This window comes from Parendozoicomonas verongulae (genome assembly GCF_009711465.1).
Taxonomy (GTDB): domain Bacteria; phylum Pseudomonadota; class Gammaproteobacteria; order Pseudomonadales; family Endozoicomonadaceae; genus Sansalvadorimonas; species Sansalvadorimonas verongulae.
In genome coordinates this window covers 30,935-45,396 of the sequence record NZ_SMME01000848.1, presented here as the reverse complement: position 1 = coordinate 45,396, position 14,462 = coordinate 30,935, and the positions used below count along the sequence as shown (strand labels likewise).

General features: G+C 48.8%; 12 protein-coding genes. 4 read left to right on the top strand and 8 right to left on the bottom strand.

Annotation, left to right across the window (positions count from 1 at the left end; genetic code table 11):
• Window positions 1-509 precede the first annotated feature (509 nt).
• Together nfo and E1189_RS14600 are read right to left on the bottom strand one after the other, a co-directional pair.
• Window positions 510-1,397 (bottom strand): deoxyribonuclease IV, encoded by an 888-nt coding sequence (gene nfo, locus E1189_RS14605; RefSeq protein ID WP_155161066.1) that lies wholly within the window; start codon window positions 1,395-1,397, stop codon window positions 510-512.
• A 256-nt stretch (window positions 1,398-1,653) separates the two neighbouring features.
• Window positions 1,654-2,859 (bottom strand): multidrug effflux MFS transporter, encoded by a 1,206-nt coding sequence (locus tag E1189_RS14600; protein WP_155161065.1) that lies wholly within the window; start codon window positions 2,857-2,859, stop codon window positions 1,654-1,656.
• Window positions 2,860-2,970: 111 nt separating this feature from the next.
• On the opposite strand from E1189_RS14600, the gene E1189_RS14595 reads away from it, so the two are divergent.
• Window positions 2,971-3,897, top strand: a complete 927-nt coding sequence (locus E1189_RS14595) for a LysR family transcriptional regulator (protein WP_155161064.1) — start codon at window positions 2,971-2,973, stop codon at window positions 3,895-3,897.
• Between the two features lie 192 nt (window positions 3,898-4,089).
• On the opposite strand, the gene E1189_RS14590 is transcribed toward E1189_RS14595, so the two are convergent.
• Window positions 4,090-5,691: a hypothetical protein gene (locus tag E1189_RS14590; protein WP_155161063.1), complete on the bottom strand. Its 1,602-nt coding sequence runs from the start codon at window positions 5,689-5,691 to the stop codon at window positions 4,090-4,092.
• A gap of 276 nt (window positions 5,692-5,967) precedes the next feature.
• Between E1189_RS14590 and aceK the strand changes: the two genes are divergently transcribed.
• Together aceK and ushA are read left to right on the top strand one after the other, a co-directional pair.
• A complete protein-coding gene (aceK, locus tag E1189_RS14585; RefSeq protein WP_155161062.1) occupies window positions 5,968-7,698 on the top strand; it encodes a bifunctional isocitrate dehydrogenase kinase/phosphatase in 1,731 nt (576 codons plus the stop codon).
• A 201-nt stretch (window positions 7,699-7,899) separates the two neighbouring features.
• Window positions 7,900-9,465 carry a bifunctional UDP-sugar hydrolase/5'-nucleotidase UshA gene (gene ushA / locus E1189_RS14580; protein ID WP_155161061.1) on the top strand — a complete coding sequence of 522 codons (1,566 nt, stop codon included), beginning with the start codon at window positions 7,900-7,902 and terminating at the stop codon, window positions 9,463-9,465.
• 80 nt (window positions 9,466-9,545) lie between these two features.
• Here ushA and E1189_RS14575 read toward each other — a convergent pair whose 3' ends face one another.
• Complete coding sequence (locus E1189_RS14575) at window positions 9,546-10,322, bottom strand: outer membrane protein OmpK (protein ID WP_155161060.1); 777 nt, start codon at window positions 10,320-10,322, stop codon at window positions 9,546-9,548.
• A gap of 266 nt (window positions 10,323-10,588) precedes the next feature.
• Here E1189_RS14575 and E1189_RS14570 point away from each other — a divergent pair, with 266 nt between their 5' ends.
• Window positions 10,589-11,401 carry a crotonase/enoyl-CoA hydratase family protein gene (locus E1189_RS14570; RefSeq protein WP_155161059.1) on the top strand — a complete coding sequence of 271 codons (813 nt, stop codon included), beginning with the start codon at window positions 10,589-10,591 and terminating at the stop codon, window positions 11,399-11,401.
• Here the strand turns inward: E1189_RS14570 and E1189_RS14565 are convergent.
• From E1189_RS14565 to hemF, 4 genes are read right to left on the bottom strand one after another with little or no spacing between them, the layout of a single operon-like run.
• A complete protein-coding gene (locus tag E1189_RS14565; protein ID WP_155161058.1) occupies window positions 11,390-12,007 on the bottom strand; it encodes a YiiX/YebB-like N1pC/P60 family cysteine hydrolase in 618 nt (205 codons plus the stop codon). The genes E1189_RS14570 and E1189_RS14565 overlap by 12 nt on opposite strands.
• Window positions 12,008-12,038: 31 nt before the next feature.
• A complete protein-coding gene (locus E1189_RS14560) occupies window positions 12,039-12,599 on the bottom strand; it encodes a hypothetical protein (protein ID WP_155161057.1) in 561 nt (186 codons plus the stop codon).
• A gap of 55 nt (window positions 12,600-12,654) precedes the next feature.
• Window positions 12,655-13,485, bottom strand: coding sequence for a shikimate dehydrogenase (aroE, locus tag E1189_RS14555; RefSeq protein WP_155161056.1), 831 nt, complete (start codon window positions 13,483-13,485; stop codon window positions 12,655-12,657).
• 20 nt (window positions 13,486-13,505) lie between these two features.
• Window positions 13,506-14,426, bottom strand: coding sequence for an oxygen-dependent coproporphyrinogen oxidase (hemF, locus tag E1189_RS14550; RefSeq protein ID WP_155161055.1), 921 nt, complete (start codon window positions 14,424-14,426; stop codon window positions 13,506-13,508).
• Window positions 14,427-14,462 lie beyond the last annotated feature (36 nt).

Genomic DNA, 14,462 nt, shown 5'->3' with positions numbered 1-14,462 from the left:
ACACCGGGCATCATACCGGAAGGGCCAAACCAGCCAGGACAAAACTCTGGAGTTGGGTGAGATGAGACACTAGGTGCCGTACTAGTAGAGCTAAGCGGACCAGGAAGAATAACTGGAGTCAGAATAGGTGAAACATTGGGTACTATATTAGGAGTGCCAAGCCCCGCTCCGGTGGGAGTCATTCCATATTGATGTCCATACCCATAGGCTCCTAAAGGCATTAGCAGAGGCATATTCACTGTGGGACTAACAGAATATCCTGCCAGAGAGGGGAGATTTGCACTCTGAGCTGTGACAGGCATAGTTATTGCTGGAGGCGCGCTGCTTGCTCTCATTAAACTGTGAGGTGTACTTGACCGGCTGGATTGAGATGAATTCATGGAGACTCCTTGTATTAAAACTTAATTTTTCACACATTGGAGTCCGCGATATTTCAATAATTCAACCGGTGGTTATCTTCACTAACGCTCTGGTTACCAAGTTCTGTTCAGGATCGACGTGGCTATGCATTATGCCAAAGCAATGGTTTGGGCACTTAAAGGGGCATTCCTGAGGGCTAGCCGGCGCAGTGCTTGAATCTCATCAGGCCAGATTGTTTCATCGATTGTCTCAAGTACCATAGGAACACCATTAAAGCGATCATCCTGCATGATGGTGCGAAAGCACTCCCAACCAATTTCCCCTGCTCCCAGACTATGGTGGCGGTCTTTCCGTGAATTCAGTTCACCTTTGGAATCATTAAGGTGCATACCTTTGAGATACCGGAAGCCCACTCGTTTTTCAAATTCTGCAAATGTCTTCTCGCAGGCTTCTTTAGTGCGCAGATCATAACCTGCTGCAAAAGTGTGACAGGTATCCAGACAGACACCCACACGGCTTTTGTCGTGCACACCGTCAATTATCATAGCCAGATGCTCGAAGCTCCACCCCATATTGCTGCCTTGTCCTGCAGTATTCTCGATAACAGCAATCACACCCTCGGTGCGATCAAGGGCAAGATTAATAGACTCCGCCACACGCTCGGCACACTCCTCCTCACTGATCTTACGAAGATGGCTGCCGGGGTGAAAATTAAGGCGATCCAGACCCAGCTGCATGCAGCGTTCCATCTCTTCAACAAACGCATCGCGAGACTTTTGTAAACCTTCTTCTTCCGGATGGCCGAGATTTATCAGGTAGCTATCGTGGGGAAGAATCTGTTCCGGTTTAAAGCCGTACGTCTCACAACGCTCTTTGAACAGCTTGATACTTTTATCGGTCAGCGGTTTTGCCTTCCACTGCCGCTGATTTTTGGTGAACAGAGCAAAAGCACTGGCGCCCAGCTTGTAAGCATTCACCGGAGCGTTCTCAACACCGCCAGCTGCGCTTACGTGGGCACCAATGTATTTATTTAACATCTCACTCAATGCAGCGATTCCCTTTCACACTGTCATGGTTTACAAGGCTAAGTACCCGGACCATTGTTTTCGCATAATGGTGGCGAGTGAATTTTTTCGCTCTTCAAGGAACAACGTCGGGAGCGTAGCCCGCAACGTGACCAGAGCTGTGACGCAGCAAGGGCGGAAAAAGACGCCGCCAGACTATGCGAAACCAATAGTCAGGGTACTTATTATGCCTGATTGACCAGAGAGATGAGCAGGCGACAGGGAGAGTTTATAATGATAATTCAACGGCTGGACGTGCATTCTTATTGCGCATCATGCTGGCGATAATCAGAACAAACGGAATAGCCAGCAATGCAAACATCAGTGCCGTAGCCTCAAATACCCCTAAATCCAAAAGTTTGACAAGAGCAACCAGCAGCCCACCAATCGACGTGCGGACACAACCATCAATGGATGCAGCCAGACCTGCACAGTGCTTAAAATGCTCCAGCGTCAGGCCAAAAGCTGTACCGTAGATAAAGTTGAAACCGATACCAGCCACAGCAGCCGGAATGAAGAACAGCAATGGGTTGCTGGCTGGAACCAGCATAATCCCGGCGGCAGCAATCAAAGCCAAAGCAATACCAACCAGAATAGTCTGTTCGCGGCCGATCAGATTGACGATACGGGGAGCTATGATACTGGCCAGCAACTGAAGAACCCCAAGAACACCAAACACTAAGGAGAAGCCAAACTCTCCCAGTCCCCCCAGACTCATGGCCACAATCGGAGCCATGGACACATAACATAGAATGCCACCCATCGTCAGAGTTCCTGCCAGGCAATAAGTCAGGTATTGCCGATTGGTGAAGATTTCAGCCAGGTTTTTTCTGGTGTTGTTCTGGGGAGCTGTACTGATGTCAGTACTTTGGGTCTGAGCCTTGGGCGCCAGACGCACCAGAACACCAACCAACATCACGACAGCGAACATAGCCATAAAGAAGAAACTTGAGGTCCACCCCCACTGAACGGCCAGAACACCACCAATCACGGGCGCAAGTGCAGGTACAGCACCAACAATACCGCCCATATAGCTGATCAGTTTACCGGACTCCATGGCATCGAAGTTATCCCGTATCCACGCAAACGCGGTCACAGAACAACAGGCTGCACCGAAGGCCTGCAGAACTCTGGCCAGGTACAGAGTGAACAGCTGTTCAGAGCTGGCTCCCAGAAGGCTTCCTGCAATATAAAAGACAAGGCCAACTACAGCACTGGCCCGGCGGCCAAATTTATCAGACAAAGGGCCGGCAATCAGTTGAGCAACACCTAAAACCATCATGAACAGACTGACGGTAAACTGCATGGTTGCTTCATCAACATGGAAAACCTGAACCATCTCAGGTAATGATGGAAGGTATATATCAATCGCCAGTGGGCCAAAAATAACCATCAAAAAAATCACTGGCAGGGCAGAACGTTGTGACGCGAGCAAAAAGCTATCCTCAGATATTAGAATAATGCCATTATGAGATCGCTGGCTTATGAGTAAAAGTGATGGTTTTTCACTTCCTGTTTCACTCTCAGTAATATCTGAATATCGAAGATGTCATTATTGGAATTATCCCGAGTCAACTTAAAGCTTCTGGTCTGCCTTCAAGCTTTGCTGGAGGAACAAAGCGTCAGTCGAACGGCGCAGCACCTCTGCCTGAGCCAGTCTGCTGTCAGTAAAAGCTTGTCTCAACTTCGTGAGTTACTGGACGACCCCCTGTTTACCCGAACACCTCACGGACTGGTGCCCACTATTCGGGCGATGCAGTTAAAGGAAGAGCTGACACCCATTATGCAGGGGTTATGGCAGGTTATTCAGCCAAAGCAGTTTATCCCGTCGGCCTGTGAGCGGAATTTTCATATTGCCTTCCCTGAAACCGCTTTTTTACTGTTGTTTCAACACACAATGTCGGCGATCAACCTGGAGGCTCCCCAAGTGAAAATTGGAGTCAGAAACCTATCTAAGAACAATATTGCTGACCTGGTCTCCGGCAAGCTGGATATGGTACTTCTGCCCGGAGATACGGACTTCGGACAGGAAAAAATCGCGGGGATGTATAGCAAAATACTGTATACCGATACCTTAGTCTGTCAGGTACGCAAGCATCACCCCTGCCTGGAGCAGGAATGGTGTATAGACCGATGGCTGGAGTTAAAGCATATAGGTATTGGCAAGATTAACAGTCACTGGCTTGAGATTGACAAGGCGTTGTCTATAAAAAATCTTTCCAGAAATGTTGCGGTGTCCGTGGAAGATTTTTACAGTGCTACCGGAATGTGTGAGAACACTGATCTGGCTATTTCCCCTCCCAGTCTCTGGGCGGACTATGCCCTGAAACACTTTGATGTTGTTTCACTGCCTATTCCCTTCACCCTTAAACCAATCTGCTACGTACTGTACTGGCATGAACGTAACCACGATGACCCAGCCCACCGATGGCTAAGAAGTATCATTGAGGCAGCTGCCAGAAATCTACACTAAGTGCTCTCCAACACACTTGGAAAACTGGTTGCAGGGAGATTTTATCGTCACAGTGGTTGAGGCGTGTGTCCGGGATAGTGGAGACATACCCGGGTGAGAGTGATAAAAAGTAGCTGAAAGTTTACGATTTCACCGAATATTCATTCCTTTGGAAGGCTTGGTACTACTGCTAGAACGCGTTGGTTAACATCATCATTTTTTATTTTTATCGTGTCGAATCCGAATCAGCATAAGATCAGAAGGGAATTCGTGAGACAGAACTTTTGCCTCTTGCTCGTCAATCGTTTTCAGGTGGCCTACGGAATGGTTAAAATTACTGCCGATACATATTTTTACTCCCCCCTCACTACCCGAAGCAGGATAGTACTGCACCAGATGGGCTACTTTCTGATTTTGTGTGTCTAAAACGTCCATATTTGTCCACACGAAACGATGTTTTCGTGTCTCGTCAGGTTGCTCAATCCCCAACCGCCATATGTTATGATAATTGACAAAGGAGGTTATGTTACTGGGGGATTCGGCGTACGTACACGTGATCTCATAACGACTATGGAAGAATGATGTGTTGGCTCTTTCATCCCCATCTCTTTTTTTACGACGCATAACGTCCTGAAATTTTTTATGTGGAAGAGCAAGATAGATAACGGACGAATCACCTGAGCAGTCTTCTGGTTGATAGACAGGGCCTGTAGAGTTGGGCTGGGGCACCAGAGTGACGGCGGCATTGGCAGAGCTGGCTGGTAGAATAATCTTTTGCATGAATTGGCAACCCTGTTTATGTGTGTCCAGCTCTGCAGCGGTGGTTGCTTCAAAGCAGCGATCGCATTCTACAGATCTTTGTGGGCACGCGGTCGCCTGGTGCTCCTTGAGCGTTGACCGAGCCAGATCATTGTTGCATAACACGCAGTTTACCGGATAACTGATACAGTCCTGAAAATGCTGCGTCATTTCTCCCTGTAGCAGGGAACTCTCACAGTAAGTACAACTCACCGGGCGCCGGTCACACCGCTCTTCATGGTCGGATAGATCTCTCCTTTCTACTAATAATGTGCAGTGGCGGCACGGAAGGGATATATAGGGACAATCAGAGAAATGAGAAGAAAGCTCGCTGAGATTGCTGGCTATAAAACCACATGGGGAGTGGCATGGGATGTTTGTTACAGATAGCGACGTCGGCTGACTTGCTTTAGAGCCTTCCTTCAAAGCGGCGTTAAGAACCAGAGGGTAGAGCCTGACCAAGCGACCAGTTAACTCTGGGTTGCTTTGAGTGGTTGATGGATCGCCTTCTACCTTGAGGCACTCGTCTCTAAGTCGCTTGGCTTCCATAACCGTTTCATAATCCGCGGCAAGGTTCCCTTCCTTATAGGGGCGTTTTCTACATTGTTGTTTATGTCTATCAAGTTCCTGGCCTGATGTTCTCTCACCACAGCCATAATCACAATCTAAAAGCTTTTGTGAACAGAGTTTCTTGTGAGCCTCCAACTCGTTGTAGCCTCCAGACCACCCACACTTTTCACTCATACAGTAAAAGCGGGTATTGTTGAGGGTTAAGAGCCCTCCTTTTTTGGTATATCTGGCTATATCCCTGTCTGCCAGCTTTGCACGGCACTCAGGGCATGTGCTGAGCTTGTCGAAATCCTCTTCAAAACAGGTCGCGCAGATTTTATGCCCCTCTTCACAAATTATTACGCTAGCTGCGTCATTCTTGCAGACTGTACATCCAGAGACTGCTTTGGGCACTCCCCAGAGAGTATCGTTAATGGATACTGTTGAATGATGTATTTGTGATTGCATAACCTGACTTTCCCTGATGTATCTGTTTATAGGGGATAGGACATTTTCAGGCAGGTTGAGTTCTCGGTATGCAGGCTTTCCTAACAAGGTCGTCAGGGGCACCCGAAGGGTCTTTCCGAGGAACCTGGCACAGTGGGTAGCCTGTGAAAATTCACTCCTCTGGAAGGCTTGGGACTACTGAACATTAATCATTTAGCGGGAATTGCTGTTAAAGTGTTGCTACTAAGTACCCGGACCATTGCAAAAACAGGCACCTAAGAATAAAAAGTTCACGTAATGAAGAACCCAAGAAAGATCGCCAAGGTAATATTAAACGGCTTCCGTCGTCACTATCGCCTGTTTCAGGACATCACCACTTCCGTAAAAAATCACTACCAGAACCAGAACTGGTCTGCCATCAGCCAGGCATCGGCCGACCGTATCTCCTACTACGACACCCGTGTTCGGGAGTCGGTTACCGAAGTTCGGCAGCTTCTGGAAGGCGATAAACTCCAGCCAGAGCTGTGGCATGCAGTGAAAGGGTTTTACCTGAAATATCTCATCTTCCATCCTCAGGCGGAGTTGGCTGAAACCTTCTACAACTCTGTGTTCTGCAACCTGTTCCACCGTCAGTATTACAACAACCAGTTTATTTTTGTGGAATCCACCCTGCAGGACCGTATCCCCGTGGCTATGGATACAGCCTATAAAAGCTATTTCCCCGTGGAGTATAACGATGACGGTATTGGGGAAACGGTTAAGGAGATCATAAGAGACCTTCACCCCGGCGTTGCGTTTGTAAATCTTGATAGGGATATCAAGCTTTTACAGAAAGCCTTCTTTAAACAGGCCTCCCACACACATCATCAACCTTATCGCATGCGCTTTGATATTTTGAAATCGCCATTCTTCCGCAACAAATCTGCTTATATTATCGGTCGGGTGGTGTCGCTAACCGGTATTCAGCCTTTCATTATTCCGGTTTTGCACCACCCCAAAGGCGGCTTATTTATTGATGTACTACTCACAGCCTCACGCCAACTCTCCATCCTTTTCGGCTTTGCCCGCGCTTATTTTATGGTGGAAACTCAGACACCTTCCGCCCTTGTTCGTTTTTTGCAAACCCTGCTGCCCAACAAAACCATTGCCGAGCTTTACAGTGCTATAGGTTTTCATAAGCAAGGGAAAACAGAGTTCTATCGCGAACTGCTCACCCATCTGGATGAATCTGACGATCAATTTATAGTGGCACCCGGCGTGAAAGGTATGGTGATGGAAGTGTTCACTCTGCCATCGTTCCCCTACGTCTTTAAAATCATCAAAGACAAGTTTGCTCCCAGCAAAAACTTCAGCCGCCAAACCGTGCTGGAGCGTTACCAGCTTGTTAAAAAACACGACCGCATCGGCCGCATGGCAGACACCCACGAATACAAAGATGTGGTGCTCCCCAAATCCCGCTTCCCCGATAAACTGCTAACCCAGCTTGAGGCAACCATCCCTGGCTCGTTTGATATCGAAGACGATACTGTCGTCATTAAACACCTGTATATAGAACGGCGAATGACGCCTTTAAATCTCTATCTGGAAAAAGCCACATCGGAAGAAACCGAAGAGGTCATTGGCGAATATGGCCAGGCTCTCAAGGAAATGATTGGTGTGAATATCTTCCCCGGAGATATGTTGCTGAAAAACTTTGGTGTGACCAACAACCGGCGAGTGGTGTTTTATGACTACGACGAAGTGCAATATATGACCGAAATGAACTTCAGAAAGATTCCGCCACCGCGCACTTACGAAGATGAGATGTCTGCCGAGCCCTGGTACTCCGTTGCCCCTAACGATGTATTTCCCGAGGAGTTGAGCACCTTTGTTACCACCTTGCCGAGGGTGAGAAAGCTACTCAAACAACTGCACCCGGATCTTCTGGATGCAGATTATTGGAAAGGCATTCAAAAACATGTTGCCAATGGTGATTACCTGGATGTGTTTCCGTATCCGGATAAGCAGCGGTTTTATCACCTTTGGTGAAGGCAACAGCGGCCATATTGCAAAAATGGCCGCCCACCAAACAACGGATTAAATACCTATATATTCACAAAATCTTTACGCCGGCAAATGACATTTGTCAGAAAAACTACCTACCAATCCTGATAGTCTACCCACCATTACGGGGACACCTGCCAAAGCCTCCCTGAAGAACTTAAAACATCGGCCTCAAGGACTTTATTCATGATTTCTATGAATCGTGGGTTTAAGCTGCTTACAGCAACAGCTCTGGCACTTGCTGTCAGTGCCTGTTCTTTCCTTCAGCAACAGCCTGAAGGAACCTATGAACAAGACAAAACATATAAGCTGACCGTTCTTCACACCAACGATCACCATGGTCGTTTCTGGCGAGACCACAAGGGTCGCTGGGGTATGTCTGCCCGGATGACTCTGGTAAATGAGATTCGTCAAGAAGTAAAAGATGAGGGCGGCAATGTACTGCTGCTGTCTGGCGGTGACGTTAACAGCGGTGTACCGGAGTCCGACCTGCAAGATGCCATCCCTGATTTTAAAGGCATGAATTTACTGGGTTACGACGCTATGGCCGTCGGCAACCATGAATTCGATAAGCCCCGGGATGTTTTGATGATGCAACAAGACATCGCAGACTTCCCTTTCCTGTCTGCCAATATTATTGATGAAAAAACTGGCAGTCCTCTATTCAAGCCTTACACCACTTTTGAGTTTGATGGCTTACGTGTGGCAGTGATGGGCCTCACCACAATCGACACCCCCAAAGCCACTGACCCGGCCAACACTGCTGGCCTGGACTTTATCTCTCCAGTGAAAGCAACTTCTCAGTTAATGCCTGAACTGAAAAAGGCCTCTGACATTGTTATCGTCTCCAGCCATCTGGGTTACTACGAAGATGCCAACCATGGCGTGAATTCTCCAGGGGATGTAACTCTGGCTCGCAATGTGGATGGTATCGATATGATTTTCGGTGGCCACTCCCATCAAACCCTGGAACGCCCGGATAAGCAGAACGGCACCTATATCTTCCAGGCTAATGAGCTGGGCAAGTTTATTGGCCGTGCAGACTTCGAGTTCCGCAATGGTGTACTGAAACTGGTGAGCTACAAGCTGATTCCTGTGAACCATAAGGAAATCACTATCAAGGAAGACCCAGCCATGCTGGCTCTGCTGGCGCCTTACCATGAGAAAGGTGCCAAGCTGGTTGAAGCCAGGGTTGGCTCTGTTGATGAGCGCCTGATGGGTGAGCGCAGCGAAGTACGCTTCCAGCCAACTGATCTTGGCACTATGATCACCCAGGCATTTATTGAAAAGACCGGTGCAGACTTTGCGACCATGAACGGCGGCGGCATCCGTGCCAGTATTCCTGCAGGTGAAATTACCTACAAGAACATTCTGACTGTTCTGCCTTTCGGCAACACCCTGACTACCGTTGAAATGAATGGTCAGGAAGTGATGGACTACCTGAACGTGGTTGCCCTCAAGCCAGCCAACAGTGGTGCATTTGCACACTTCTCCGGCATTGAAATGGTAATCGAGAGTGGCGCAGTTCACGATGTGAGGATTGGTGGCGAAGCTATCGACCTGAACAAGACCTACAAAATGGCTCTGCTGAGTTTCTCTGCTGGCGGTGGTGACAACTACCCCAACGTGAAGAAAATGCCTGGCTTCGTAGACACCGGCTTCGCCGATGCAGAGGTATTGCGCGAGTTTACTGAGAAGCATTCCCCGCTGAAGGTTTCTGACTTTACCCCTGCGGGTATTGTGCGTAAGTAACCATAACAATCAGAACCCCATAAAAGAAACCCGGCTGATTAGCCGGGTTTCTTTTATCGACACACTTACAACAACAAAGATCAGAAGTTGTACTTCAGGGTGTAGATCATCGCGTTGTTATTACCATCAAAGCCCAGTTTCTTGTTAGCGTAGCGGTACTGAACACCGGCAGAGATGTGCTGGGAGGCATTCCACCACAGAGCAACGGCACCGTTCATACCAAGGTTACCGTTCACTCTTTTGTATTTGCTGGCCCGCAGAAACTCAGTTTCATGCCAGTTGGTGATCATGAAGTCCTGATCCATAGCCTTGAAGTTATAGCCCAGCACCCAGCCAGCCATAATGCCGTTTGTACCGCTGTAACCATTGTCGCTGTCTACATAGTGACCACCAATCCATGGTTTGATCCAGAAGCCGGAACCGTTGGAGTAGCGGTAGCCCAGGCCGACAACGGTGTTGGTTTCATAGAAAGGCTTGGAATTGAAGTGGTAAACCTGCGCATAAAGGGAGAAGAGAGAGTCACCCAGGTAGTAATGCATGGTGCCCTTGGTAGCAATACGCTTTTCTTTGCCATCTTCATTTTCACGCTTACGGCCTGGGTTTTCGATGTCATAGAAGCCGTAGATTTCACCCCAGTTATAACCTGCACCACCTTCAACTTCCAGATAGTTAAAGTCTTCTTTCCTGTTGCCATTATTACCAGTACGTTGCTCGGTCCCTGTGGACCAATCCAAATGGTTGATGCTGACGTTGGCAAAGCTCCATACAGGTTCAGTGATGCTGCCGGCTGTCGCCGTGCCCGCTGCAAAGCTCGCGGAAAGAGCCAGTGTTGCTACTAATTTGTGTGTGTTATTCATTTTGGTACTTCTTTAGTGTGTGACATCCATCCTCACAGAGAGCTATCCATTTTTATTCTAAAGTGCCCTCCGGTGTACAGATTATGAGCGATTATGTGTGTTTATGTACATTTAAACTTCACGGAGTTTACTGCTCTAAGCTTTACCATTGGATAAAGAGCATTGTTTGACGAAGTAAAAATTCGTCCAAAAAGTGTCAACGACTAGAAACGTGATGGGAAGGTGTGGAAGTATGCGTAATACAATAATGATAACGAGGCACTAAGATGTCTGAGCAGCGAGTCCTTTTTCATACAAAAGAACATATTGCCTATGTGTCTCTGAACCGCCCTGAAAAACACAACGGTCTTGATGAGCAGCTATTTAAAGAGCTGATTGCTACTGCCAAACACATCCGCACAAACAAAAGTATTCGTGCTGTGGTTTTATCCGGTAAAGGAGAGTCCTTCTGTGCCGGACTCGACTTCAAGGCTCTCAGTAAAAATCCGCTGATGGTGCCCAAGTTCTTCTTTAAGCTTCCCTGGTCGTCTGCCAACACATTTCAGAATGTAGCGTATATCTGGAAAACACTCCCTGTGCCGGTTATAGGTGCAATACACGGGAGCTGCTATGGAGGAGGCTTACAGATTGCTTTGGGGGCGGATTATCGAATAGCAACGCCTGATTCCAAGTGGTCTGTTATGGAGGTGAAGTGGGGACTGATCCCTGATATGAGTGCTACAGCAACGCTTACCACACTGACACGCTACGATATTGCCTTTGAACTGACGACAACCGGTCGTGTATTCACCGGGCAGGAAGGCTTTGAATACGGGTTGGTCAGCAAGCTCAGTGATTCGCCTGTAGAGGACGCGGAAAAGCTGGCTGGTATTATCAGTCAACAGTCTCCCGACCAGACAGCCGCCGCCAAATTACTGCTTCGCAAAACCTGGAAAGCAGGCCCCCGTCGTTCATTGTTATGGGAGCGCCTGATTCAGATGCGTCTGCTTGGTAGAAAAAACCAAAGCATCGCTATGAAGAACGGCTTGGCGGAAAAAGGTAAAGAGCCAAAACCGTTTGCTGATCGTTCACTCTTTTAATTCAAAGACTCCAAAACAGCCCACAACAGTAAGATTGGGAGAGCGGGAGATTAAAGCCGGATGGGAGCCGGGTAACCCCTGGGGAACAGCCAGCCCGCGCTCTTCATAGTACTCCTCCCAAAACGGCATAATCTCTCCGGTGGCCGGATCACGAAACTCCAGTGGCGTTTGTGGGAAAACATGCTCGCCGTTATTACCGTGATACCAGGCATCCTGAACCAGAGAACTGCAGAACCACTCATCCTCAGATGGCATGTATGTCTCGTTATAAGGCTTCCCGATATGCTGGAAAATACGCCCTACAGCAATATTGATGTTATGGTGCTCCATACCTTTAACCCGACACACCAGTACGCGGGGCTGCCCTTGTTCATCCAGATGAGCTTTTTGCAGGAAGTCTGTCAGGGCGACCTGTCTAACCAGTGGCGGCACAGCTTCTATCAGTTCACCTTCTTCCACACACATAGCCACATGGTTGATGACAAAACCGTGAACACCCGAAAATATCCGAGACACCGCCGCCATACGGGGTTCATCTCGTGTATGGAGAAATAGCAGATCACCGGGGAGAGGAGAGCAGGGGCCAGGAAGATCAGGGTAAGACATGCAGGCCCCTTAGTCAGACGTTGGAGTGTTGTTACATCAGAACGAGTCGCGTATCCGTACGAGACAGCACTTTCATAGGCTTCCCAGAAGAGCCAATACCCCGGAGAGTGCGGAAGCCTTCGTCGATCACAGCCATAAGTCTGTCTAACGTTTCGGCTTCAGCATAGAAGATGCTGTCGTGACAGCCAAGTACGTTATAGGCAGTAATAATTTCTGGGTAATGATCTATCAGTTTGGCCGACAGGTGGCTGCTGCTCACCTTCTGGTCTGTGAATATCCAGGCACCTGTGCCGTTGGGGCGGGAGAATGTCTCAGCTGTCAGTTTCTCACCATACTGATCCATAACCAGCAGAGTTTCGGTTTTCTCGATAGGATTGAACTTGTCTTCCAACAGTTGAGGAACCTGAGTGCTCATCAAGCCTTTCAGTTCATCCATGCTGGCAACAGAACCAACACAGATCAAATCTGTGGGGCCAAGAGGGCAATGAACAATGTGCAGAGCTTCCAGCTTGAGCAGGGCGTCGCGAATCTTGTGAACATCGTTATCCCCTGCATCAACCAGAATAATGAAGCTCAGTTGCGTACCAGCCATATTTCATCCCCCTGAAAGTAAAAGGCAGCGTCAATCATAACATCGGTATTTCAAATCAGATCAACTCATTACGAAGCATTTGAATAACCGGTTGTGTGTCGGGTCGCTTATTTCTCCAGATAGAGAACGATTCCGCCGCCTGCTCAACCAACATGCCGAGGCCATCCATCACTTTTTCAGCCCCACGGGATTTTGCCCAGCTGTTAAACACAGTGTCACCAGCGCCATACATCATGTCGTACACAGCAGTTTGTGCTGTTATTGCAGAGTCCGGCAGAGGAGGGCATTCCCCTTCGAGGCTTGCAGATGTGCCGTTGATCACCACATCAAACTCCCTTTCCACCTCGGTAAAGCCACAGGCTGAAACCTTGCCCAGTTCACCAAACAGTTTTGCCAGCTCTTCCGCCCGACTAACGGTGCGATTGGCGATCACAACCTCAGCAGAGCCCTGTTCAAGAATGGGTTCCAGCACGCCACGTACAGCGCCACCAGCACCCAATATCAGCACCCGCTTTTTGGAAAGAGTTACGCCATTATTTTCAGTCAGATCCCTTACCAGCCCTACGCCATCGGTTGTATCCCCCCAGAGGGTGCCAGTTTCATCTTTCCAGAGAGTGTTAACAGCACCGGCTCGGCGGGCGCGGCCAGTCATGCGTTCAGCAGCATTCCAGGCATCCTGTTTGAAGGGCACAGTGATATTCAGACCGCAGCCTTTGTCCTGATAAAACAGTTCAACGGCTTCGCCAAAGCCATCTGTAGGAACAAGCAGAGCCTCGTAGCGCAGCCGCTCCCCTGTCTGTTCGGCAAACAGGGCGTGAATAATGGGAGATTTGCTATGTTTGATGGGGTTGCCCATCACGGCGTACTGATCGACTGCAACATTCATTCTTATACCTCCCCTGCTAACTAAACCCACTCCCTGGGTTTCAGAAAGTTTTCATACAGTTCAGCTTCTGGTGTGTTTAGCTCCGGGTGCCAGTCGTAACGCCAATCCACCTCCGGAGGCATAGACATCAAAATAGACTCTGTGCGCCCACCCGACTGCAAACCAAAAATCGTGCCTCTGTCATACACCAGATTGAATTCCACATAGCGGCCACGGCGGTATTTCTGGAAGCTCTTTTCCCGCTCACCCCAAGGTGTATTTTTGCGCTTTTCAATGAGAGGCAGGTAAGCCTCGAGATAACTGTCTCCCACGCTGCGTATAAAGGCGAAGGTTTCCTCAAAAGACCACTCATTCAGGTCATCAAAAAACAGCCCGCCCACACCACGAGGTTCACTTCTGTGTTTGAGGAAGAAGTATTCATCGCACCACTTTTTAAAGCGGGGATAGACATCATCCCCAAAAGGTTCGCAGGCATTTTTGCACGCCTGGTGCCAATGGCGGCAGTCTTCTTCAAATCCGTAATAGGGGGTTAAATCATACCCGCCACCAAACCACCAGACAGGGGCTTCACCTTCCTTCTCAGCAACAAATAACCGTACGTTAGCGTGGGATGTGGGGATGTAAGGATTCTTTGGATGGATAACCAGTGATACCCCCATAGCCCGAAAACTGCGGCCAGCCAGCTCTGGCCTGCGGGCAGAAGCTGCAGCGGGAAGGGAGGCACCAGAGACAGAAGAAAAGTTCACACCACCTTTCTCAATCACTGCACCATCTTCCAGAACGCGGGCACGACCACCGCCGCCACCCGCATGCTCAGTGATATCAGTTCTAAAGCCAGCACCACCATCAACCTGTTCCAATGCCTGACAGATCCTGTCCTGCAAATTCTTAAGGTATGTCTCGACGCTGGATATATCTAACGTGCTACCGGCTTCATTCATTCAGGCACCCTGCTTCTTCAATTCGGGTTCAACAGG